General features: G+C 54.0%; 24 protein-coding genes and 1 pseudogene. 8 read left to right on the forward strand and 17 right to left on the reverse strand.

The genetic code is table 11. The features are described 5' to 3' along the window. Positions 1-128 precede the first annotated feature (128 nt). Positions 129-455 (forward strand): DUF2025 family protein, encoded by a 327-nt coding sequence (locus ACIOVB_RS12475; protein WP_401268043.1) that lies wholly within the window; start codon positions 129-131, stop codon positions 453-455. Between the two features lie 125 nt (positions 456-580). Here the strand turns inward: ACIOVB_RS12475 and ACIOVB_RS12480 are convergent, their stop codons facing one another. Both ACIOVB_RS12480 and ACIOVB_RS12485 read right to left on the reverse strand, forming a co-directional pair. Then, on the reverse strand, positions 581-889 hold the full coding sequence (locus ACIOVB_RS12480) for an antibiotic biosynthesis monooxygenase family protein (protein WP_401268046.1): 309 nt from the start codon (positions 887-889) through the stop codon (positions 581-583). Then, positions 886-1,587 (reverse strand): CTP synthase, encoded by a 702-nt coding sequence (locus tag ACIOVB_RS12485; protein ID WP_401268049.1) that lies wholly within the window; start codon positions 1,585-1,587, stop codon positions 886-888. Before ACIOVB_RS12485 ends, ACIOVB_RS12480 begins: the two co-directional genes overlap by 4 nt. Positions 1,588-1,727: 140 nt before the next feature. Between ACIOVB_RS12485 and ACIOVB_RS12490 the strand changes: the two genes are divergently transcribed. Further along, positions 1,728-2,669, forward strand: coding sequence for a LysR family transcriptional regulator (locus tag ACIOVB_RS12490; protein WP_401268051.1), 942 nt, complete (start codon positions 1,728-1,730; stop codon positions 2,667-2,669). Here the strand turns inward: ACIOVB_RS12490 and ACIOVB_RS12495 are convergent, their stop codons facing one another. From ACIOVB_RS12495 to ACIOVB_RS12510, 4 genes and pseudogenes are all read right to left on the reverse strand, one after another. Beyond that, positions 2,670-3,200 (reverse strand): DUF1003 domain-containing protein, encoded by a 531-nt coding sequence (locus ACIOVB_RS12495; RefSeq protein WP_401268053.1) that lies wholly within the window; start codon positions 3,198-3,200, stop codon positions 2,670-2,672. A 149-nt stretch (positions 3,201-3,349) separates the two neighbouring features. After that, entirely contained in the window at positions 3,350-3,928 is a 579-nt protein-coding gene (locus ACIOVB_RS12500) for a methyl-accepting chemotaxis protein (protein WP_401268094.1), read from the reverse strand. Next, positions 3,902-4,771, reverse strand: a pseudogene (locus ACIOVB_RS12505) (PAS domain-containing protein); the annotation flags it as partial. The pseudogene ACIOVB_RS12505 and the gene ACIOVB_RS12500, both read right to left, overlap by 27 nt. Positions 4,772-4,989: 218 nt before the next feature. After that, entirely contained in the window at positions 4,990-5,598 is a 609-nt protein-coding gene (locus tag ACIOVB_RS12510; protein WP_401268055.1) for a TetR/AcrR family transcriptional regulator, read from the reverse strand. A gap of 215 nt (positions 5,599-5,813) precedes the next feature. Between ACIOVB_RS12510 and ACIOVB_RS12515 the strand changes: the two genes are divergently transcribed. Continuing rightward, a complete protein-coding gene (locus ACIOVB_RS12515) occupies positions 5,814-6,869 on the forward strand; it encodes an MBL fold metallo-hydrolase (RefSeq protein ID WP_401268057.1) in 1,056 nt (351 codons plus the stop codon). Positions 6,870-6,880: 11 nt separating this feature from the next. On the opposite strand, the gene ACIOVB_RS12520 is transcribed toward ACIOVB_RS12515, so the two are convergent. The 4 genes from ACIOVB_RS12520 to ACIOVB_RS12535 all read right to left on the reverse strand — a co-directional run bounded on the left by ACIOVB_RS12520 (position 6,881) and on the right by ACIOVB_RS12535 (position 8,777). Continuing rightward, positions 6,881-7,201: a helix-turn-helix domain-containing protein gene (locus ACIOVB_RS12520; RefSeq protein WP_401268059.1), complete on the reverse strand. Its 321-nt coding sequence runs from the start codon at positions 7,199-7,201 to the stop codon at positions 6,881-6,883. Then, positions 7,188-7,556 carry a type II toxin-antitoxin system RelE/ParE family toxin gene (locus tag ACIOVB_RS12525; RefSeq protein WP_187679303.1) on the reverse strand — a complete coding sequence of 123 codons (369 nt, stop codon included), beginning with the start codon at positions 7,554-7,556 and terminating at the stop codon, positions 7,188-7,190. The genes ACIOVB_RS12520 and ACIOVB_RS12525 overlap by 14 nt, the downstream gene beginning before the upstream one ends. Before the next feature lie 42 nt (positions 7,557-7,598). After that, complete coding sequence (locus ACIOVB_RS12530) at positions 7,599-7,916, reverse strand: XRE family transcriptional regulator (protein WP_187679302.1); 318 nt, start codon at positions 7,914-7,916, stop codon at positions 7,599-7,601. Positions 7,917-8,009: 93 nt separating this feature from the next. Then, entirely contained in the window at positions 8,010-8,777 is a 768-nt protein-coding gene (locus ACIOVB_RS12535) for an AraC family transcriptional regulator (RefSeq protein WP_401268062.1), read from the reverse strand. A gap of 112 nt (positions 8,778-8,889) precedes the next feature. Between ACIOVB_RS12535 and ACIOVB_RS12540 the strand changes: the two genes are divergently transcribed. Beyond that, entirely contained in the window at positions 8,890-9,705 is an 816-nt protein-coding gene (locus ACIOVB_RS12540; protein WP_401268065.1) for a sulfite exporter TauE/SafE family protein, read from the forward strand. 100 nt (positions 9,706-9,805) lie between these two features. Then, on the forward strand, positions 9,806-10,996 hold the full coding sequence (locus ACIOVB_RS12545; protein ID WP_401268068.1) for a hypothetical protein: 1,191 nt from the start codon (positions 9,806-9,808) through the stop codon (positions 10,994-10,996). Positions 10,997-10,999: 3 nt separating this feature from the next. Here ACIOVB_RS12545 and ACIOVB_RS12550 read toward each other — a convergent pair whose 3' ends face one another. The 6 genes from ACIOVB_RS12550 to ACIOVB_RS12575 all read right to left on the reverse strand — a co-directional run bounded on the left by ACIOVB_RS12550 (position 11,000) and on the right by ACIOVB_RS12575 (position 16,480). After that, the gene (locus ACIOVB_RS12550; protein WP_401268070.1) at positions 11,000-11,989 is read right to left on the reverse strand and encodes a hypothetical protein; all 990 of its coding nucleotides are present in this window, start codon (positions 11,987-11,989) and stop codon (positions 11,000-11,002) included. A 321-nt stretch (positions 11,990-12,310) separates the two neighbouring features. After that, a complete protein-coding gene (locus ACIOVB_RS12555; protein ID WP_401268073.1) occupies positions 12,311-12,544 on the reverse strand; it encodes a hypothetical protein in 234 nt (77 codons plus the stop codon). Beyond that, the gene (locus ACIOVB_RS12560; protein ID WP_401268075.1) at positions 12,541-13,734 is read right to left on the reverse strand and encodes an S-type pyocin domain-containing protein; all 1,194 of its coding nucleotides are present in this window, start codon (positions 13,732-13,734) and stop codon (positions 12,541-12,543) included. Before ACIOVB_RS12560 ends, ACIOVB_RS12555 begins: the two co-directional genes overlap by 4 nt. A 242-nt stretch (positions 13,735-13,976) precedes the next feature. Further along, entirely contained in the window at positions 13,977-14,483 is a 507-nt protein-coding gene (locus ACIOVB_RS12565) for a Bro-N domain-containing protein (protein WP_401268078.1), read from the reverse strand. A 389-nt stretch (positions 14,484-14,872) separates the two neighbouring features. Beyond that, the gene (locus ACIOVB_RS12570) at positions 14,873-15,292 is read right to left on the reverse strand and encodes a very short patch repair endonuclease (protein WP_401268080.1); all 420 of its coding nucleotides are present in this window, start codon (positions 15,290-15,292) and stop codon (positions 14,873-14,875) included. Then, positions 15,293-16,480, reverse strand: a complete 1,188-nt coding sequence (locus ACIOVB_RS12575; RefSeq protein ID WP_401268082.1) for a restriction endonuclease — start codon at positions 16,478-16,480, stop codon at positions 15,293-15,295. It abuts the gene before it with no gap. An 81-nt stretch (positions 16,481-16,561) separates the two neighbouring features. Here ACIOVB_RS12575 and ACIOVB_RS12580 point away from each other — a divergent pair, with 81 nt between their 5' ends. The 3 genes from ACIOVB_RS12580 (at position 16,562) to ACIOVB_RS12590 (ending at position 20,902) form a co-directional block, all read left to right on the forward strand. Further along, the gene (locus tag ACIOVB_RS12580) at positions 16,562-17,545 is read left to right on the forward strand and encodes a DNA cytosine methyltransferase (RefSeq protein ID WP_401268084.1); all 984 of its coding nucleotides are present in this window, start codon (positions 16,562-16,564) and stop codon (positions 17,543-17,545) included. Between the two features lie 61 nt (positions 17,546-17,606). After that, positions 17,607-19,796 (forward strand): ATP-binding protein, encoded by a 2,190-nt coding sequence (locus ACIOVB_RS12585; RefSeq protein WP_401268087.1) that lies wholly within the window; start codon positions 17,607-17,609, stop codon positions 19,794-19,796. A 2-nt stretch (positions 19,797-19,798) separates the two neighbouring features. Beyond that, positions 19,799-20,902, forward strand: coding sequence for a response regulator (locus ACIOVB_RS12590; RefSeq protein ID WP_401268090.1), 1,104 nt, complete (start codon positions 19,799-19,801; stop codon positions 20,900-20,902). 52 nt (positions 20,903-20,954) lie between these two features. On the opposite strand, the gene ACIOVB_RS12595 is transcribed toward ACIOVB_RS12590, so the two are convergent. Further along, positions 20,955-21,408, reverse strand: a 454-nt coding sequence (locus ACIOVB_RS12595) for a ribonucleotide-diphosphate reductase subunit beta (protein WP_401268091.1), incomplete at its 5' end; no start/stop codon positions are given.

Here is a 21,408-nt window from a genome sequence, read left to right on the forward strand (position 1 = left end):
GCGATTTTTCCTGCACTTTTGTGGCGCTGTTTGCAGTACGCTTGCCCACGGCAGACGTCCCGGCAGAGGACGCGCCCACTGTTGCGCCCTGCGTGTAAACCATCGATCAACATTTCGTGAGGTTTACCATGCGCATCACCTCCCAACTCATCTGCCAGGCCGCCGACGACCTCAAGGGCTTTGTCGGCCTCAACCGCAAGACCGGTCAGTACATCGTGCGTTTCAGCGAAGATTCCTTCGGCATGGACGTGGCGGATGACGGCATCATTCCCACCAGCGAATTCGTCTGGGCCCGGGTTTCAGACACGACCATGACGTTGAAGCGCGAGTTGATTCAGTTGCTGCTGGATCAGAACATCGATGACCGGATCAACATCACCGAGCCGTTGCGGGTGTATATGCACAAGCAGGACGTGCCGGAGATTGTGGCGGTGCGCAGTCTGGTGCGCGGCTGAAATTTGCAGTGACCCTATTGCCGCCATCGCCAGCAGGCTGGCTCCCACATTGGATCTGTGGCGCTCACACATCCCCTGTGGGAGCCAGCCTGCTGGCGATGAGGCCAGTGAGTGCGCCGCCGCACTCACTGCCCAAACCGATACTCGCGCTCAACCTTGCACACCCGCGTTTGAAACGCCGAATACCAGATCGACCGCCCACGCTGCTGAATCACCTTATGTTCGGGATGCTCCCGCCACGCCAGAATCGCCGCCTCACTTTCCCAATAAGAAACAGTGATGCCGATGCCGTCCGCCCCGCGAATCGAGTCAATGCCCAGAAAACCCGGTTGTTTGGCAACCAGTTCCATCATGCGCTCAGCCGCCTCGGCATAGCCGTTGTCGCCCTCGGTGCGGGTCGAGGTGAAGATCACTGCAAAACAATCTGGCTTCATCGACGTGGCACCACGCAGGCTTCGACAAACGCGCGCACCAGCGGTGGCATCTGCCCTATGAGCGCCGCACGTTCCGGTTGAAACAACGTGGCGACAAAAAACCGATGATCCCTGAGCTCGATTGCCCTCAAGTCGCCCGCTGAGTCATGACCCACCGCCTGTAGCCGATGTTTGAAAAGCTCCCGTTCGAACTGCGGATTCACACCGTAGCGGCAGCGATAGCCTTCACGAATTTCAGGCGTTTCGTACGCCTTGGCGATCAACGAACCCGGCACCAGATCAATGCTGTCCACGGTTTCCACCAGCGAACAGGTGAGCGGGGTGAGCACGGCTCTTTCGGATTCGGGCGAAGTCTCGCCATGTTCAGCATCAGCCCAGCCCAACACATTGCGGGAAAATTCCAGCACCGCATGCTGAAAACCGCCACAGGTGCCGAGGAAGGGGCGCTGTTGCTCGCGGGCAAAACGGATCGCTCGCAATGCGCCGGCTTCACTTTTGTAAGGGCTGGCCGGCACGCACCAGAAGCCATCGAAGTGATCCAGCGAAGTGTCAGCGAGGATTTGATCGGTGGGTAGCCATTGGTATTGCACATCGCGGCCGGTCTGCTCGGCGATCATGCCGAGCGCAACAGGGATCGCCTGGTGGGCGGTGACTTGCGGGTCGTAGTCGCCGATCAGGGCGATGGAAATGGCGTCCATGGATTTCCTTTATTTGAAAGCAGTGATCAATCTTTGTGGTGAGGGGATTTATCCCCGATGGGGCGCGAAACGACCCTCAAACAAGGCCTGCTGCGCAGTCCATCGGGGATAAATCCCCTCGCCACAGTAAATGTGTGCAGTTGTCGATCACTGGAGCTCACTATAGATTGGCGTTCACGCACTCAATATTGGCGTTTCCCCAAGTGATCAATGCACCGACGCACTATCGGCTCGACTACCCGGATCTGGCGCTGATTCTCGCTTTGGTACGTGGCGGCTCTCTGGCCCGGGCTTCACAGCTGTTGAAGGTCGATGTCTCGACGGTGTTCCGTGCCGTTCGACGCCTTGAGGCTGCGCTCGGCCAGCAACTGTTCGAAAAAAGCCGCGCCGGTTATTTGCCAACGTCGCTTTCGCAGACACTGGCCGAGCAGGCCGAACGCGCCGAGCAGGCACTGGACGCCGCGCGGATCGGCGTGGAGCAGGGCGGTGAAGTCGTCAGCGGCACGGTGCGGCTGACCTGCACCGACTCGGTGTTGCAGGGCTTGCTGCTGCCGGCGCTGGCGCAGTTCATGCCCAACTATCCGGCGCTGACCATCGAATTAAGCACTTCCAACGATTTCGCCAACCTCAGCCGCCGCGATGCTGACATTGCCCTGCGCCTGACACGCACACCGCCGGAGCATTTGGTCGGACGGCAATTGGCGAAGATTTCCTACCGCGTCTGTGCCAGTGCGCGCTACTTGCAGAACGTGGATGCATCGGATCTGGCCGCACTGACCTGGATCGCCCCGGACGATTTCCTGCCCGATCACCCGACCATCGCCTGGCGCCGCCAGCACCTGCCCGGTGTGACCCCGGGTTATCGCTGCAACAGCATGCTTTCGGTGACAGAACTGGTGCGCGCCGGCCTCGGCGTGGCGGCGTTGCCGGACTTTTTGATCAACGATGGCTTGCAGGCGTTAAGCGAACCGCTGCACGGTTACGATACGGCGCTGTGGTTGCTGACCCGTCCGGATTGCCGGGCATTGCGTTCGGTGGTCACGTTGTTCGATGAACTCGGGCGGGCGCTGCGTTTGCCGTGATCAGCGCTGTGGGTTCTGGCACACGTGCGCGTGCAACTCGCTGGTCAGGCCTTCGATGCGTTCGGTCAGGCTTTTGGTCATCTCGGTGAGGCGCGTGTTCTGTTCCAACAGCTCCAGCAGTTGCGCGGTGTTCTGCGCTGCCTGTGCCTGGCGTTCGGTGTTGGCTTGCGCCAGGGCTTCGCGGTGCAGGGCGTCGGCGTCGGCTTGTGCTTTGTCGCGCGCGGCCTGGCGGGTTTGTGCGAGCAGGATCAGTGGCGCGGCGTAGGCCGATTGCAGGCTGAACGCCAGGTTTAAGAGGATGAATGGGTAAACGTCGAACGTGGTCACGCCAAACGCGTTGAGACTGATCCACAACACCACGATCAGGGTTTGCGCGCCAAGAAAGGTTGGCGTGCCGAAGAACCGCGCAAAGGCTTCGGCGCGCAGGGCGAAGGTGTCGTTGCCGAAGGTTGTGTTCAGGTGGGCGTGGGGGCGGTGGAAGCGCAGGTGATCGACGGGGGGCGCGGATGGTCCGGGTTTTTCGTTGTTCATGGTGTGCTCGGCAGGGCTTGGGACTGAAGGCCACTATAGTCCTGCATTGCCGCTGACACCGCCTTCGCGAGCAGGCTCGCTCCTACATTGAAATACAATCCACTGTGGGAGCGAGCCTGCTCGCGATGGCCGCGACTCGGTTTCCAGCCTCAGCCAGGCGCCCGCTCATTGGCAAACATACTCACCGCCTGCACCGCCTCACTGGCGCCATCACGAATCTGCAGGATTACCGTGCCGGCCTGATCCGCCAGTTCCACGCCCTGTGCCGCGCGATCGCGGGTGCCGTCCATGCTCTTGATCGCCTGGCGAGTTTCGGTCTGGATCAACCCGATCATGTTGGAAATCTCCGCTGTCGAGCCGCTGGTGCGTGCCGCCAACTGCCGTACTTCATCGGCCACCACGGCAAAACCGCGGCCCTGTTCACCGGCGCGGGCGGCTTCGATCGCCGCGTTGAGCGCCAGCAAGTTGGTTTGATCGGCGATCCCACGGATGGTGTTGACGATGGCCGTGATCTGCTCTGAGCGCTCACCCAGTTGTGCGATCAGTGTCGAAGACTCGGCAATGTCCTGGGCAATTTCACGCATCTCGCTGGCCGCTTGCTGAATGACCTGAGTGCCTTGTTCGGCGACTTTTCGGGTCTCGACCGAGATGTGATAGGCGGCGCTGGCACTGCGCGCGTCTTGCGCGTGTTGTTCGACCCGAGCGGTGACGTCCGAGGCGAATTTCACCACTTTGCACAGACGTCCTGAGGCATCGTAAACCGGGTTGTAATTGGCCTCCAGCCAAACAGTCTGCCCGCGCTTGTCGACGCGTTCGAACTGGCCTTGAAAGAACTCACCCTGATTCAGCCGTCGCCAGAAATCCTGATAGGCGCTGCTGTTGACCAATTCTGCGGTGCAGAACAAACGGTGATGTTTACCTTTGAGCTCGGTCAGCGTGTAACCCATGCGCGTCAGAAAATTCTGGTTGGCGGTGATTACGCTGCCGTCGAGGTTGAATTCAATCACCGCCATCGCCCGGTCGATGGCTTCCAACTTGGCGTTGACCTCGCTTTCCTGCTGCACCTTGGTCGTCACGTCCATGGCGTACTTGACCACTTTCACCACACGTCCGGAGGCATCCTTGATCGGGTTGTAACTGGCTTCGAGCCAGACCGATTGGCCTTTACTGTCGACCCGTTCAAACGTCCCTGACTGAAACTCACCGTTTTTCAGACGCGACCACAACTCGGCGTACCGAGCGCTGCGACCAAACTCAGGGGTGCAGAACAACCGATGGGGCTGGCCGATCGCTTGTTCGGCGCGGTAACCCATGGTTTTGAGGAAGTTGTCGTTCGCACTTAAAACCACACCGTCGAGATCGAATTCAATCACCGCCATGGAGCGGTTGATGGCATCGAGCAGGCCACTTTGTTGAGTGAGGGTGTGTTGAAGGTCATCGAGGGCGGCTTTGTGGCGATTAAAGAACATGTCGCAGTACCTGGAAGTAGGGAAAGACTGGGGTTGTGTCCCTGTTTCCGCGGGGGCAGGCCAAGCCGATGGATGTAGGCATTGACCGCAAAGTGCCAGCATCCAGGCTGACGGCTGAATCTTATACAGACTTATTGGTTCTGTACAAGAAACTGCTGTTTCGAAATTGTACGAAAGTGCTCATATGCCAAGCGCCAGATTCATCCTGAAATACTTTGCCGTATTTTTTTCGGACGGATCTTGCGTCGGACATTGTCATTTATTCCAACGGAATCGCTGCCGAGGCATTCAATCGAAGGAGCGGGCAGGAGAGTGGTGATTCAGAGCTGATAACGCGCCAGAAACATCTCCAGTGCCGATTCGGCCACGGTGTTCTGCGTCGCGGTGTCGAGCGGTGGCTGACCCATGGAAATCTGCGGCCAGAAACCGAACGACTTCAGCAGGCCCTGCACCTGTTGCGCGGCGAAAACCGCGTCCACCGCTTTTATCCGGCCATCAGCCTGAGCGGCACGGATCCAAACGGTCAGGCCTTCTTCCCGCTCGCCCATGCGCGCGACCATGTTCTGCGCACGCTCCGGTGAGTGGATGGTCGCGGCAATCGCCACGCGCGCCAGGCTGAGGAAGTTGTCATCGGCCATCAGTTGCAGTTTGGCCAACAACATCTGTCGCAACTGATCAGATAACGGCTGATCAGGGCTGTACGCGACCGACTGCTCGGCGCTGATCCGCGCCCATAACTGGTTGAGAATTTCGGCGAACAGCTCTTCTTTGCTAGGGAAATGGTTGTACACGGTGCGCTTGGACACACCGGCGGTGGCCGCGATTTTGTCCATGCTCGTGATCTCGAAACCGTTGGCACGGAATTCGGCAATCGCCGCTTGAATAATGGCTTCGCGTTTACGGTCGGTGAGGCGCTGTGGAGCTGTCATAAGTACGCTTCGGCAGGAAGAGGGTGAAATTACACTTGGCAGTTTACTTGTCATCTCGTTTGATGCAACCTAGAAACTACACCGATGAGTGTAATGTTGCGTTAATCCTCGCAACCTAAAAAACAGACAGTTCGGCTAATGCGTGCGTGCCTTGGCCATTTATCGTCCCATCTTGGAAAACCGTAAATTGCGCGGTTTTCTGGAGTCATTCAGTCATGGCCAATCCAGTTTCTGTTACGGACAACACCTCCACGCCTGAAGCCTCTCGACAGGATCAAGGCCTGTTCCGCAATCATGCGCCAGTTCAACGCGAAGGCGTGCGCAAAATGCTGCGCATCATGTGGAACATGATCTTCCACAAACCGCGCAACACCCGGCCGGCCGCAGCGATCCCGGTACAACCGCTGACCCGCGAAGACCTGCTGGCAGCGCCTGACCACAGCGTCTGGCGCCTCGGTCACTCGACCCTGTTGCTGAAGATGCAGGACAAGTTCTGGATCACCGACCCGGTGTTCGCCGAACGCGCCTCGCCGGTGCAATGGGCCGGCCCTAAACGCTTCCACCAGCCGCCGATCAGCCTCGACCAGTTGCCGCCGATCGAAGCGGTGATCCTGTCCCACAACCACTACGACCACCTCGATTACGATGCCGTGCTGCGGCTGGCGGTCAAAACCAATCTGTTCCTGACCCCGCTGGGCGTCGGCGACACCCTGATCAAATGGGGCATCGACGCCAGCAAGGTTCGCCAGTTCGACTGGTGGCAAGGCACGGAAATCGCCGGCATCCGTTTCATCGCCACGCCGTCGCAACACTTCTCCGGTCGTGGCCTGTTCGACAGCAACAGCACCCTGTGGGCGTCATGGGTAATGATCGACGGCGACACCCGCATCTTCTTCAGCGGCGACAGCGGCTACTTCGACGGTTTCAAACGCATCGGCGAACAGTACGGCCCCTTCGACCTGACCCTGATGGAAACCGGCGCTTACAACGTCGAATGGCCGCACGTGCACATGCAGCCCGAACAAACCCTGCAAGCCCACATCGACCTCAAGGGCCGCTGGCTGTTTCCAATCCACAACGGCACCTTCGACCTGGCGATGCATGCCTGGCATGAACCGTTTGACCGGATCTTGGCGCTGGCCTGGGAGCGCAGTGTTTCGATCACTACGCCGCAGATGGGTGAGGCGTTTAACATCGCTCAGCCCCAGCGTGGGAATGCGTGGTGGCTGGGGGTTGAAGGGGAGAGTGAGGGGGTGGTTCAGAACGCTTAACGAGTTTTAGGTTAAGCAAACACCACTTCAATTCGGCCCTCTTTCCGTGATCGGGGGGCCGATTTCACTACGATTTGCACGTCTCGCCCAAGATGTGAAAGACATTCCATCATTTTGGCTTCACTGATCCCTCGAAATTTCCCGCGCAGCATTTCGGAAAGTTTTGGCTGGGATAATCCAAGAATTTCAGACGCCTGAATCTGAGTAAGATGGCGAGCTTTGATGATCTCGCCGATCTTTGCCGCGAGCTGCGACTTAACCTGCATTTCACTGGCATTGGGCAGTTCGAGGTCTTGGTAGACGTTCCCGATACCTTTTTCAATTTCTATCATGTTGTGATCCTTTCGCGTGATCCTGAGCGGCTCGAAGTCTGTTTCGGATCAGATCAATGTCGGACTGAGCCGTTTTGATTCCAGCAGTCGACTTCTTCTGAAAGCAGTGCAATACATAAATGGCACTGCCGAAACGAACCGTATAAATGGCACGGTAGGTGTTGGTGTCGAAGTCTTCGATCAGCTCCAGTACACCTGCGCCTCCAAACCCTTTCAGGGGTTTTGCATCTGGGTGCTTCAAGCCACTTTGAGCCAAGTCCAGTGCATAACCAAAAACATCCTGTACGTCTGTGGGCATCTGCTTGAGATCTTTCTTGCTACTGCAGACCCAAAAGAGCGGCTTCCTTGCACTCATGCGAAAATATACCTATTTAGGGATAAAGATCAACTTGCCTTTTCAATCAGCCATGGCGTAGTCCCCATGCCCCACAGACTCCGATGCTGAGTTCGTAACACTCACTGATCGCCCCGGCGCAAACCCCGGAAAGAACACCAACCCCCGTGACTCAAACCGATACGCCAGCGCCAGACGCGCCGCATCCGCCACCTCTTGCTGCGCCTCGAACCGTTGAATGTCGGCTACCGAAACTTCAGCTTCCCGCGACAGCTGTTCCACGCTCCAGCCCAGCATCGCTCGGGCCTGGACGCAGTGGGTCGGGGTGAACTGGAAAAGGGCAATGCGTTCGAGGATGTGGTTCATCGCAAGAGAGGCCATGGTGTGCTCCGGGCTCAAGAGTGCTGATTGAAAATGTACTGTGTTTTTGTACAGTTGTTTTCGGCCGGGATCAAACGCATTTTTTGATTTGCCCTAATTCGCCGCCTCCAACCAGACGGACGGTGCCTGACCGAGGATGCGCCGGAACATCGTCGAGAACGCTGCCGGGCTCTCGTAACCGAAATCCAGGGCAATCCGCGTCACCGCTTCACCCGCCGCCAACCGTGCCAGTGCCAGCACCACACAAGCCTGCTGGCGCCATTGGCTGAAGCTCAATCCGGTCTGCTGCCGAAACATTCTGTTGAATGTACGCAAGCTTATGTGTAACTGGTCAGCCCAGTGCTGCGGCGACTGGTGGGCGTTCGGCTGATGCAGAAAGTTCTGACACAACGCGAGGAGCTTTCCGTCAGACGGCAACGGAATGTGCAGCGGCAGCGGAGCACTACGCACAACTTCATGCAGCAACAGATCGACCAACGCGCCGTCGCGACCGCTCAGGTCATATTCCAATGGCACCTCCACCGCTTCCATCAGCAAGTGCCGCATCAACGGCGAGACATTGATCACCTGGCAGCGCTCACCCAAATCCACCGCGCCCGGCTCGATGTACACACTGCGAGTGCTTACGCCCAGCATCAACACCTCATGCGCCACCCCCGGCGGAATCCACACCGCCCGCTGCGGCGGCACCACCCAATTGCCGTCATGGGTGCTGACCTGCATCACCCCGGTCGCGCCGTACAACAACTGCGCGCGCCGATGTGTATGAAACGGCAACAGGTGACCGTGGGAATAATCCGTACCGATCGCCACCACCGGTCGTGGTGTGTCATCCAGCAGATTGATCGAAACATTGCGCATTGAGCGGCACCGAGTGGTTGGCGTAAACGCAAACATTATTGGCTAACTTGCTGAAGCAGGCCAAGCCAAGTCTCACTATCGTCGACCGCTCCACCCGAACGGACGACGCCTCATGTTCTATCTCCTCCTGACCCTTTTCGGCTGCCTCACCGGCATAACAGCCGTGCTCTTCGGCTTCGGCGGCGGCTTCGTCGTCGTGCCATTGCTCTATCGCATGCTCACCGCCAGCCACGGCGCCGACGACCCCATCAGCCAATCGGCCATGCACATCGCCGTCGCGACCTCGACCTGCGTGATGATCGTCAGCGCCCTGATCGCCACCGACAAACACCGCCGCGCCGGGAATCTCGTTCGTCATTATCTGTGGCCGCTCGGCGGCTTCATCGGTTTGGGTGCAATCGTCGGTGCAATCGCGGCGGTGTGGGTCAGTGGCGAAGTCATCCGCTACGCCTTCATCACCTACCTCGGGGTGACCATCATCGACTGCCTGCTACGGCGCGGATTTATCACGCAATCGGCCACTTTCATCCCACGCCGACTGGGCAGGGCGGAAACATCCGGCGGCGGTGTAGGCATCGGCGCCATCGCGACGTTTCTCGGCGTAGGAGGAAGCGTCATGACCGTGCCGCTCCTGCGCCGTTGCGGGTTGAGCATGTCGCAGGCGACCTCCATGGCTAACCCACTCAGCGTGCCGGTGGCATTGGCGGGAACGCTGACGTACATGGCGCTGGCCGGGTTCAGCGAGACAGATCTGGGCGCATGGTTTGTCGGCTATGTGGACCCGCTGGCGTTTGCGGTGCTGACGGTTGGGTCACTGATAGGGATTCGAATTGCTACGCCGTGGATCGGACGGATTCCGGATCGGGTGCATGCTTGGGTGTACATCGGGTTGTTGGTCATCGTTCTGCTGGGAATGGCTATCAAGTAGTGTCTCGATTCCTACAGGCAACACCGCCATAATCCACTCCCGAATTTACCGGCGCCGATCTCACTTCGGCGCTGCCAACGCCTCTTTCAAGGATTGATCCATGCTCAAGGGACTGTTGCGCCTGGCGCCTTACGCCGCTGCGCTGTTCACACTGATTTCCACCGCCCACGCCGAAGATGGCCGGCAGGTATTCACCGGTACTTTGGGCAAAACCCCAATCGTGGTGGAGTTGAACACCGAACAGCCGGGCGAAGTGACCGGCCGTTATTTCTACGAAAAATACCATCGCGACCTGCCCCTCAGCGGTGCGTTGCAAGGCAACACACTGACCCTGACCGAAGGCAACAATCGCTACGGCGACGACAAACCGCTGCCGACCTTGAAACTGCAAGAAACCGGCAACGGCTGGCAGGGCGAGTGGCAAAGTCCGAAGGGTAAAAAACTGCAGGTGAACCTGACCGAGGCCAAACTTCCGGCGCTGCCTGCCAATGCCGTGCCCGTCATTGCCTCACTGCCCAATGGCGAGGCGTATGAATACTTGCGCCTGCAAGGGCTGAAGCTCAAACCCACCAAGAAAGAAAACTTCATGGGCTACACCCTGCAATGGTGGACCGAGCCTGAAACGAAGATCTCTCTGTTCAGCGTGGAATCCGGCCTGCCGAAAGATGATCAACAGCGGGTTAACCAGCAACTACTGGGCAGACTCTGGCTTGAAGTCATCAGCTATCACGGCTGCCAACTTCAGGGCGGAGAAAACGTCGAGTTCATGCAACAGGCAGAACCGAAAATGATCTCGCCAGCCGTGGTCAGCCTGAACATCTCGACCAGCTATTACTGCGGCGGCGCGCATCCGGACTTCGGTGATTCCCCGCTCAACATCGACGTTAAAACCGGCCACCCATTGTCGCTCGAAGATGTGCTGTGGGTCGGTGAGGGCAAGCCACTTCTGCATGCCGAGCGTGACAGCCTGGGTGACAAACCTCTGAGCGAGGCCGAAAGTGACGCGCGTTATCAGTATGAAAGCAAAGAGTTGGTGCCATGGATCATCAAGCAACTCACCGCCCTGTACCCCACAGAAATGAAGAAACCGACGCAAGAAGACGACTGCGACTTCACGGATGAAAGCATCTGGGGTTCTTCGCCGTGGTACTTCACCGAGAAAGGCTTGTACCTGGGTGCCTACTTCGCTCGCGTACAACGCTCTTGCGACAGACCAGACTGGTCGGTCTTGCCGTACTCGCTAGTCAAACAACACCCCGGCGCCGTCAAACTGCAACTGCCCCAAGGCTGACCGTCACGCCAAACCCGGCGCTTCACGAATAATGAAGTGATCCAGGTTCTCGATATCGGCATTGAAGACCTCGAAAGGCTTTTCGGGGTTCTTCTTGCCCGGCACCTGCTTCAACTCCGGCGTCACGCCATAGAAGAAACAGAACAACGCCTTATCACTGTCGACCGCCTGCTTGATCTCTTCCAGAAACGCCTTGCGCTTGCGGTAGTTGTCGATCAGCTTCTTGTTCAGATAGACGCTCACCGGATACGGCTTCTTCTTGCTGTCTTCAGGCTTCTTCCACCAGACCCTGTCCTCGAAGTCGATACGAAAGCTGACCCCCCCGTGGAAGTCCTCGATCTTCTTGATCCGGCCCCAGTAAATGAGCCCCTTGTTGTCCATCAAGAACTTGATCGGCTTGAAGAACGAACTGTACGGCGCCGTATGCTCGCCGATCTTCAACGGCATACGCTTGAGCAACTCCTTGTCGGCGAAGTTCGACACAAAACACTCCACCGGATGCGCAAACACACTGGTCTTGTCCGGCGCCGTCTCACGACTCACGGACTCTTTACCACTCACCGCCGCCACCCGCACCGGATCATCGCGCAACACATCCGCCGCCACCGCAGGCGCGGCAGGCTTACGCACATACTCACGCCGCGTCAGCAACAACTCCGACGGAAAATGCTCCTCCCGCCCGTCATCCACCTCGCCATCCGCCGCCTCAACGCCCGACGCCGATGTCTTCAAACTCACATACGGACAACCCGCCACATGCTGCGTGCCCGGCAGATTCTTGAAGTGCGGCGTGCGCACGTAATTCACATTCTTGGCGTTGAACGTCCCCAACTCGTTCGACGCATCGAACGCCGAACGACAGGCATCGTTGGGGCACTGGAACTGTTCCTTGGCAGAGTCGAACGCCACCGTCTCATCGAAATTGAGATCGCGAACGTCATAGATCGACAACTTGTCGTCGAGACCGAGGCAATAGGCGAGATCGAATTTCATGGTGGGGCTCGGATCCTTGAGTGGGGGAGGGGTATTAATAGCGGGAGGTGGCGCGGGTTGCACTGATTGTTTTCAGGATGATGCAAAACCTGTGGGAGCCAGCCTGCTGGCGATTGGTGGGATCAACTCAATAACGAATCCAGACACCCATCCACCCAGCAGCAACTCCTCTCAATTGTGGTGAGGGGATTTATCCCCGACGGGCAGCGCAGCTGTCCCAAATCCGGCAAACGCGAATTTTTAGCGTTGTAGGTTACTTGTTTGGCGACTGCATTTACCGGCGTCAGAACCATCGTGCCGTCGCTGGGTAGCCCTGAACTTTTAATGTCCGTAGCTAGCGAGTTGGTAATCGTATTGAGGATCGTAGAAGGATTTTCCGGTTAACGTTTCCAATTGTGCCAGCTGCTGAAAATCAAGATCGTAACCGTAGAGTTCGTCTTCTGCGTCATTCCATTTCATGATGACTCGCAGCTGCTCGATATCCTCTGCCGAGATAGGCACTTCGAAAATCAGAGCTTCGGTGGATCGATCAAACGCATAAATTACGTGAGTCATGGTTCTATCCTTCTCTTTGAATCGGCCGGTTTGTTCTGCTCACCAGTTTCAGTATCGAATTCGCCCAGATGCCGACCGCGTTTGTCGTACATCTCTACAGCTCCATGTTGATAATCCCATTCCAGAATCAGCCCATCCTTGGTTTTCCAACGCATACGAGTACCTCGTCCTTTGACCCTGGTCTTCTGTTTTGCTGGTGTTGCGTCGGGAAACGCACTTAATCCTTTGGGTGCCGGATGATATTTGTGATCAGAAACACTCACCACAATATAAACCGGCCTTACCCCCGAACTCTCCGGAAACACCAGAATGAAATCCTTGTACTCCGGTGGGTAAACCGGATTTACAAGGATGTCGTTCGCCGCTTTCGTTGGCGGGTAAACCCAGATATGCGGGGCCTGCGGAGCAGCTTCCAGAGCAGGAATGCCGAGGATGTCGGAGCCGTCAACGGCGGGTTTCCAGATTAGCTCGACGCCTTCACCCAGATTCGCGACGTACTGGCTTTCGCGGGTTTCCAGCTTCACGACATCGACCATTTCCCAGACGCGATTCTTGCCGGTGTAGAAGGCATAACCTTTGAGAGCGCCGTCGGTTTGTTGCTCGATGCGCAGGCGAACACGGGTGCGGGCCTGCTTGAGGGCGCGCAATTGTTCCTCGGTGTAGAGAGCGCTGTCACCCAGGCTCGGCGTCCAGAGCAAAGCAACCATGCCGGTCATGAGTGCGGCACCGGTAGCGCCGATGGCTGCTCCTAGACCTATTGCTGGCGTGGCAAGTGTCGGGCTTCGAAGAGCAAGGCGCCCAAGGCCGAGTGAAACGGTACTGCCGCTGATGGTCTGCAGGTTCCGCAGCCCGGCATCATCGGCCTCACGGGTACCGAGCAAAGCGAATTCGCCGTAATCCCTCAGGCTGTCGGTCGGCACCATCCCGGAGGGATTCGAGTAATCAATGATCGCGTCCGGCAGCTTGCAAGACTTCGCGAACACGCATCCGGCCCGAACCGCCTCGTCTTTTTTGACAGCGACCTGCCGGCTGCGCTCAAACGCATCCTGCCGGGCCAGCATGGCCTCGTAAGCGTTCTGCCTGGCTTCGCGCTCGGCCAGTTCGGTCGTGTTCATGAACCGGTAGGTGACGTGATGCCCGTCGCCTGAAGGTGGGTTCCTGACCCGGGGAATATCCGTTTTGCCAGCCACTGATCATCCTTTCGTTCATTTATCGGTCGCACCGGAAAGAAGCCGGGCGACGTTAACGAAGGTGATGCATTGAGGCTGTAGGACGGGTCTTGGATCAGGTTAGGAATTGTCGCTGTTTGATTTTGGGGGCAGCGCAGGTCTCTGGGAGAGCGGCAGGCTTCGCCTGTCTGGTCGACATCATCAACTCGTTACCACAAAAAATCCGCTGCTTAAAAATCAAACAGCGGACTCTGAAAACATCACTATCTACGCAGCAATCGTGAAGCCTTACGCCACCAAGACTCATGATGATTGAACGGATCATTCGCCAGCAAACAAGGCATATCTCGCAACCGAATCCACGGCTCATCCTGCCAGTGCAGCGTGCTGAGCGACATCTGTGGCCAACTTAAAACACTCAACGTCGGACGCTCCACCGAGCGCGTCGCACGCGCATCACGCAGCGCAGGCACAACCTGATGCGTCAGCCACTCACGAAGCTGCCGATACTCAGGACAGTAGTGATAGATCAACAGCGCATACACGCCGGACTCACTCACCATCATGTGGTCCTCAGCTTCGCCATAGGTCTCCACGCACATCATCTGGCGCTGATCAGCATCGAGTTTGCGCAACTGGCGTTCATCAAGATGTTTCCCCATCAACCGGCCCAGCTCCTGGACGCAGAACCACGCCTGGTTCTCAACCAGAAGGGCGTGCAGGTGAGTTTTATTGCGGGTGAAACGAGTCGGGAGAAGTGGTTCAGACATGGCATGCCTCCTGACCAGGAAGCACGGGATTCGAACGGCGGGTACAGCAATTCACCTTCATCATGAAGGTTGGATAGTCAGGCATTTCCATTTACCTCTGGCTGCTTTCTTAGGGCATTCGTTAGGGTGTCGGGAGCTAAGAAACCCACCAGAGACGGGCCGGACATATTCCCCTTTCGGGTCTTGTATTCGCCCACTCCCGACATAACAGGATTTTTCGCAGGCGTAGAGAAACCGCAGACGAAAAAAAGCCGCATGACTGTCGGGTGCGGAGAACCGCTCTGGTTGAGGCGTTTCTTAGGCGCCGAGTTGTGAGCCTAGGGGCTCAGCGCTGCATGGTCAAGCCTTCAAAAACGCCAACTATTTTGAGGTGAAGAGGTATGTAGTCCTTAGGCTTCAACGTTGAATGCCTTTTGGATTTCAACGCGTAGGAGATCTCTGTTTTTTGTGTGGCACTCCCAGATCGTTACCACCTGCCATCCCAGACTGATCAGAGCCTGTTGAGCATTGAGATCCCTTTGAACATTTTTCGTAAATTTGGTTTGCCAAAAATCGACCCTGCTTTTTGGCATATATGCATATTTACACTCGGGATGGCGGTGCCAAAAACAGCCGTGAACGAACATGCATAGGCGATATTTCGGGAACACCAGATCAGGTGTTCCCGGCAGGTCTCTTCTGTGCAGGCGGAATCGGAGCCCCATCTGGTGACATAGTGAACGCACGACCATTTCTGGTTTTGTGTTCTTTCCCCGAATCTTGGACATGATCCTTGAGCGATGCTCGGGGGTGACTATGTCTGCACTCATTCACACCTCAGTCAAAGGGAAGCTCATGTTCAACCATGACATCACTGCATTGCTGTCCTGAAGTCCAGTTTCGCGAAGAAGCTCAACAATGTCTCTTCCTGCAAGGATCATCACGGGATGGCCGTCTTCTACTATCTCCTTGTAGGCTTGATCATGAAGCCAGGAGGTGGTGATGATCACGCCAAATTGTCGGTGCCGTAGGCGAGAAATCAGCCTGGATACTTCGCGAACGCCTACCGAGTTAGCAATCCCGTAGCATTTAGCTTCGATTGCAAAATCTACTAGAACTGACGTTTCTGGCCTTCCAATTCTGAGTTTTCCCGTACCGTCTCGACCACCATCGCGATACCGCCTCGTCAGATCGAGTTCAACCGTATCAGGCAAACAAACCCTCACCAGATGTGCTGCGCATGCCTCAAATGCATACGGATCTGACTCGAAGTGCTTGTGTAGGATCGAAAGCATTTTCATGTCTTCTTTCGAAGATGGCAGCTGTTCCTTTTTTGAGCGGATAGGCTGAGATCGCTTGGCAATCAGAGGAGTGTATTGCCCGGAGCGAACCCATTTCATCCACTCAAGTGGTGCGTGTTCGCTATCGCTTGCTCGCATGCCATTGATGATGTCCGTCAGCCAATCCCGTGAAATTTCCGGCAAGTCGAGAATGGTGAAAGTCGCTCTGTAGTTTTGAAAGCGCTGACCTTTACTGGCATGCCATACAGCTACCAAATCATCATTGTGAGTGCTTCCTATCCGACCAGGGACGGCTAGCCCTCTGAAAATCACATCTCGATAGATTCCTGCTTTGGTGAAAACGAAAATGGGTGGGATATCTACCCTGTCGCCTGAGTGCTGCCGCTCGAAAATTAGCTCTAAAAGATTGTTGCCATAGCGATGGGTTTCGTCCAATTTACGCCCGGGCTTCTTGTTATCGCCGTAGTAGGTGAATACACCCGTCGAGAGGTCCAATTCGTCGGGCCAATCAAGATCCTCCATGCTCGATAACAGGGCTATGAGGCGTGGGTCATTTCGTTTTCCTCGGATCCTGAAGCCACCTTGATTGCTAAGGTTCAGTAGCTTCGTCAGCGGATCGTCGCTGGAATTGCCATTGCGGCTACCGGCGTAGCGGGCGTCAATCATCAAATCTGAGCTTGACAGCTCGTCAACAGAGTAAACCAGGTTGTCTGTCATGGTGGTGTCCTAGTGCCATCAGTGTTGAATGGTGCCGGGAACCTGGTAACCTGGCTAGAAGATTAATTTAAAGGCTTTGAAATGGATCAGATTCGTACGTTTGACATGTTCTGTGGTGCGGGAGGCAGCAGCCTCGGAGCGCGAGAGGGCGGTGCCAAAATCGTTGGAGGTGTTGATCTGTGGGGGCCAGCCGTAGAGTCTTTCAAGCTTAATTTTCCAGATGCGCATGTATTTCAGGAGGATCTTCGAATACTCACGCCTGAAGACGTGCTCGCAAAAACTGGTCCTATAGACTTGTTAATTTCGTCACCTGAATGCACACATCACACTTGCGCTCGTGGTAGTAAACCGCGATCTGAAGAAAGTAAAGACACTGCCTTTCAAGTAATTCGGTATGCGGAAGTAATGAAGCCGCGTTGGATTACTTTGGAAAATGTTGTTCATATGAAACCATGGGGGCGTTATCAAGAACTCTTGAACGAGTTGAAAGGTTTGAATTATCGCGTTCGCGAACAAGTCATAGATGCATCGGGCTTTGGTGTGGCTCAGCGCCGTAGAAGACTTTTCATGATCGCTGATTTAGTGCAGGAGCCACAGTTGGTTTTGCCGATTAATACCAAGTTTAAGAACGTTTGGGATATTTTAGATCGTTCCGGAAAATATAAAATGACTCCGTTGCGAACGCCTAAGAGAGCGAAGGAAACATTGGCGCGAGCTGAGCGAGCCATTGCTGAGTTGGGAGATAACAAGTCATTCCTTATTGTTTATTACGGAACTGATGGTGGAGGCGGATGGCAACGAATGGACTCGCCTCTTCGAACTGTAACGACAGTTGATCGCTTTGCTTATGTAGAACCAACAGGGAATGGGCATATGATGAGGATGCTTCAGCCGGAAGAATTGCGAAAAGCTATGGGGTTTCCTGATAATTATGAGTTTCCTAATGTTACAAGGCGAGAAAAAGTAAAGTTGATGGGGAATGCCGTTTGTTCGCCCGTTATGGAAGCAATCGTGCATTCCTTGAGACTTTCTTCAGGCGCGATAAATAATCCAGAGGCCGCATGAGTTTTATCTAGTGAGTTGGCTTGTGGGTTAATTGTGAGGTGATTTTTAAAAGGAGTTTTCGATGACTAGTTCTATATTTCGGCCTAGAGCAAGAATTATGAAAACACTAGGCGAGGAACTCATAAGTAGCGACAGTGTTGCCTTGATAGAACTTGTGAAAAATTCATATGATGCAGATGCATCTAATGTTTTAATTCGTTTTACTGGGCCATTGGACGTTGGTTCAGGAAAAATAGAAGTCTTAGATAACGGTGTCGGCATGACACTTTCAACTGTCCAGAGCGCATGGATGGAGCCCGCAACCGGCTCAAAAGTCAATAATAAAAATTCACTTGGTGGGCGTCGTGTTTTGGGTGAGAAAGGTATAGGTCGATTCGCGGCATCTCGTTTGGCCTCTTTTCTAGAGCTTGTAAGTAAGAGGGAGGATGAAACGACTGAGACATATGCGAGTTTTGACTGGACGCAGTTTGACGATGAAAATAAGTATCTAGACGAAGTAGAGGTTACAATTAAGTCAAGGGTTCCTTCTGAAATCTGCGAAGGGGGTGAAATTAACGCGGTTTCTGTACTTTCTCCGACTGATGTTTTTCGCGGTACAATTTTAAGAATGTCAAATCTGAAAAGAGTTTGGAATAACTCAAGTTTTGATGATGTTCGAAGGGGGTTGTCCCGACTGGTTTCTCCATTTGCGGATTTGCCTGGATTTAAGATTAATATCGAGGCTCCTGTGGGCTTTGAGCAATATTCTACTGAGATACAGCCTCCGGAGATAATAAACTACCCCCATTACACTGTTGTAGGTGAGGTATGTTCAGATGGTAGGTATTCTCTTGAGTATACGGTTTTAGCCACAGGTGAAGTTACTCCTAGAGAAGGATTGTTCGTTCGTCATCCGAAATCTGGGTGGGTGATGAAGGAGGGAGCTCCTGATGAGGCTTCTCTTAAAAACTATATTCCTCCAGAGTGTGGTGCGTTAAAAATTCAGCTTAGGATCTGGGATCGAGATGAGCTCGGGAATGTGCTCCAGATGCTGGGTGGAACCATATCAAGTGTGCGTAAAGATCTGGATGTCTTTGCTGGTGTCAACATTTATAGGGATAATTTTCGGGTAATGCCTTATGGTGAGCCAAATAATGATTGGCTTCGCTTGGATATAAGGCGAGTTCAAAAGCCGACTTATAGGATTTCCAATAATCAAATTGTCGGTTATATATCAATCTCCGCGGACGGCAACCCCGAACTAAAAGATCAGTCAAATCGAGAGGGTATTCGAGAAAGTCAAGCTTACACTGATCTCAAAGAATTGATGATTTGCGTTTTAGCTGCGATGGAAGATATTCGATTTAAAGTCAGAAATGTACCCTCCTCAAAACAGAGCTCAGATGGCGTTTCCAAAAAGAAAGGCCTCTTCGAAAAACTGGATTTCAGCAAGATACGGGGACATCTGTCGGCACAGCACCCGCAGGATTCGGTTGCGAAAAATCTCGTTGATGATATTGAGCTGGATTATTCATCACGTATCGAGAATATCAAGCAGGTTGTAGCAAGATATAGCGGTTTGGCTACGTTGGGTAAGTTGGTCGATGCTGTTTTACATGAGGGGCGTCAGCCTCTGGCTAATATATCTGGTCAAGCAGCGTTGGGGCGTGAGGATCTTGAAGATTTTGGAGGTCTAGATGAGCCTGGGATAAGTAGCGCCTATCAAAGATTTCAAAAAATAAAAGATCAGTCGAAGGTGTTGAGCTTGATTTTTAAACGAATTGAGCCATTTGGAGGTCGTAAGGTCGGTCGGCCACCTCAACTGTACATTGAAAAGGTTATTCAAGACTCGTTTGATATTTTTGAAGGTCAGTTAAAGGACTCTTCAATTTTATATTCAATCTCGCCTACTAAAACGCTAGTTCGTCTCGATCCAAGCGAAATGCAGCAGGTTTTTGTAAATCTTATTGATAACAGCATATATTGGCTACAGTTAGTAGATGGGCGTGAGCGAAGAATTGCGGTGGAAGTGGAGCGTACTGACGAAGGGTTCGTAGATATTACTTTCTCAGATAGTGGGCCAGGAGTACCGGAGGAGAATAGAGAATCTATTTTTGAAGCTTATTACTCAAATCGAAAAGATGGTGCAGGATTAGGGCTCTCCATAGTTGGTGAGATGGTTTCTAATTATTATGCCGGTACTTTTGAGTTGCTTGATAGTGGTGTTCTGCCTGGGGCGACATTTCGGATTAGATTGCGTAAGAGGGTGTGATTATGAAATGGAGTTTTCTAATTGTCGATGATGATCCGAGCATGGCGGCGCAAACCTCTGAGATACTGCAGAGTAAGCGAACTTTGCCTGGAGATGAGATTGTTTGTGAGGTGTGTTCTAACTTTGAGCTAGCAAAAAACAAAGTTTTGAGTTCGCGCTATGATTTAATTGTTTTAGATCTTCAGGATGATGTCGCTCGAGTAGAAATGAAAGGTCAAGAAGTTCTGGATCTTCTGCGGGAGAATCACTTTGTGCCTGTTGTATTCTATACTGGACATGCGCACAAGGTAACTCCGCTAGAATCCCCATTTGTACGCGTTGTTGCGAAAGGTGACGACGATGTTGAATTGTTACGAGGCGCGGTTCGAGAAGTTTTCTCCAGTGGTCTTCCTAAGCTAATACACTTCATTCAAGAGCAGCAGCGTGCGTATCTGTGGGCTCATGTAGATGAGTTTTGGAAGAGTACGGGGCCTATTTGCGATGTGAAAGATCTAGCATACTTACTCTCCAAGCGATTGAGTAGTGCGTTGAAAGGGGTTTCTGTTCGACGTGGCTTGGATGGTGAGGATAAAGATATAGCTCACCCTATAGAAATGTATGTTTGGCCTTCTATCGGGGATGGCTTGCAAACAGGTGATGTAGTTGAGTTCGAAGGTAGGCAGTTCGTGGTTCTTAATCCTGCCTGTGATTTTGCTCAGGGTAAGGTGAATCATATCGTACTGGCTGAATGTATAGCGCTGGAGCAATGTCCTGAATTTCTCGATTTGATTAAGCAGAAGCAGGCAGGAACTCCCTATACGGGTAATCAGCTCGCTGCCTTAAAGGCCATTGTTGGCGATAATCGACAAGGTAAAAAAGTACAGAAAGAAAGGTACAAGTATTTGCCTGCGACTGTTTTTATGAGGTCGTCGGTTGTGGATTTTCAAGCTCTGAGGTCTGTTGCTAATTCAGATGAGCAATTGGCTGCAATTAAAAGGATTGCGACCTTAGATACTCCGTTTGTGGAGTCGTTACTTAGTAAGTTTTCGAGATACTATGGTCGAATTGGCACGCCAGATTTAAATGTTGATGAGTTGGTTGGTTCGATTATTTCTAGCGTTCCTTAAGTTTTGAAAATAAAAAAAAGGTCGCCGATTGGCGACCTTTTATTAACCTTAATCAATCCCAGCTCAACGCCCCACCAGTCTGATACTCAATAACCCGCGTCTCAAAGAAATTCTTCTCTTTCTTCAAGTCCATAATCTCGCTCATCCAAGGGAACGGGTTAGTCGTCCCTGGATACTCTTCTTTCAAACCGATCTGGCTCAGACGACGGTTAGCGATGAACTTCAGGTAGTCCTCCATCATCGCTGCGTTCATGCCCAGTACGCCGCGAGGCATGGTGTCGCGGGCGTATTCGATCTCCAGCTGCGTACCCTGCAGAATCATCTGGGTCGCTTCTTCCTTCATTTCGGCATCCCACAGGTGTGGGTTTTCGATTTTGATCTGGTTGATCACGTCGATGCCGAAGTTCAGGTGCATGGATTCGTCGCGCAGGATGTATTGGAACTGCTCGGCGACGCCGGTCATTTGGTTGCGGCGGCCCAGGGAGAGGAGTTGGGTGAGGCCGCAG

The organism is Pseudomonas sp. NPDC087639 (genome assembly GCF_044743385.1).
In the GTDB taxonomy this organism is placed as follows: Bacteria; Pseudomonadota; Gammaproteobacteria; order Pseudomonadales; family Pseudomonadaceae; genus Aquipseudomonas.

Coding starts and splice junctions, on each gene's coding strand:
- ACIOVB_RS12550 (WP_401268070.1), bottom strand. CDS start 11,989: ATGAAATTCGATCTCGCCTATTGCCTCGGTCTCGACGACAAGTTGTCG.
- ACIOVB_RS12580 (WP_401268084.1), top strand. CDS start 16,562: ATGGATCAGATTCGTACGTTTGACATGTTCTGTGGTGCGGGAGGCAGC.
- ACIOVB_RS12515 (WP_401268057.1), top strand. CDS start 5,814: ATGGCCAATCCAGTTTCTGTTACGGACAACACCTCCACGCCTGAAGCC.
- ACIOVB_RS12525 (WP_187679303.1), bottom strand. CDS start 7,556: ATGAGTGCAAGGAAGCCGCTCTTTTGGGTCTGCAGTAGCAAGAAAGAT.
- ACIOVB_RS12510 (WP_401268055.1), bottom strand. CDS start 5,598: ATGACAGCTCCACAGCGCCTCACCGACCGTAAACGCGAAGCCATTATT.
- ACIOVB_RS12475 (WP_401268043.1), top strand. CDS start 129: ATGCGCATCACCTCCCAACTCATCTGCCAGGCCGCCGACGACCTCAAG.
- ACIOVB_RS12575 (WP_401268082.1), bottom strand. CDS start 16,480: ATGACAGACAACCTGGTTTACTCTGTTGACGAGCTGTCAAGCTCAGAT.
- ACIOVB_RS12585 (WP_401268087.1), top strand. CDS start 17,607: ATGACTAGTTCTATATTTCGGCCTAGAGCAAGAATTATGAAAACACTA.
- ACIOVB_RS12555 (WP_401268073.1), bottom strand. CDS start 12,544: ATGACTCACGTAATTTATGCGTTTGATCGATCCACCGAAGCTCTGATT.
- ACIOVB_RS12485 (WP_401268049.1), bottom strand. CDS start 1,587: ATGGACGCCATTTCCATCGCCCTGATCGGCGACTACGACCCGCAAGTC.
- ACIOVB_RS12530 (WP_187679302.1), bottom strand. CDS start 7,916: ATGGCCTCTCTTGCGATGAACCACATCCTCGAACGCATTGCCCTTTTC.
- ACIOVB_RS12565 (WP_401268078.1), bottom strand. CDS start 14,483: ATGTCTGAACCACTTCTCCCGACTCGTTTCACCCGCAATAAAACTCAC.
- ACIOVB_RS12495 (WP_401268053.1), bottom strand. CDS start 3,200: ATGAACAACGAAAAACCCGGACCATCCGCGCCCCCCGTCGATCACCTG.
- ACIOVB_RS12545 (WP_401268068.1), top strand. CDS start 9,806: ATGCTCAAGGGACTGTTGCGCCTGGCGCCTTACGCCGCTGCGCTGTTC.
- ACIOVB_RS12535 (WP_401268062.1), bottom strand. CDS start 8,777: ATGCGCAATGTTTCGATCAATCTGCTGGATGACACACCACGACCGGTG.
- ACIOVB_RS12590 (WP_401268090.1), top strand. CDS start 19,799: ATGAAATGGAGTTTTCTAATTGTCGATGATGATCCGAGCATGGCGGCG.
- ACIOVB_RS12480 (WP_401268046.1), bottom strand. CDS start 889: ATGAAGCCAGATTGTTTTGCAGTGATCTTCACCTCGACCCGCACCGAG.
- ACIOVB_RS12540 (WP_401268065.1), top strand. CDS start 8,890: ATGTTCTATCTCCTCCTGACCCTTTTCGGCTGCCTCACCGGCATAACA.
- ACIOVB_RS12520 (WP_401268059.1), bottom strand. CDS start 7,201: ATGATAGAAATTGAAAAAGGTATCGGGAACGTCTACCAAGACCTCGAA.
- ACIOVB_RS12570 (WP_401268080.1), bottom strand. CDS start 15,292: ATGAGTGCAGACATAGTCACCCCCGAGCATCGCTCAAGGATCATGTCC.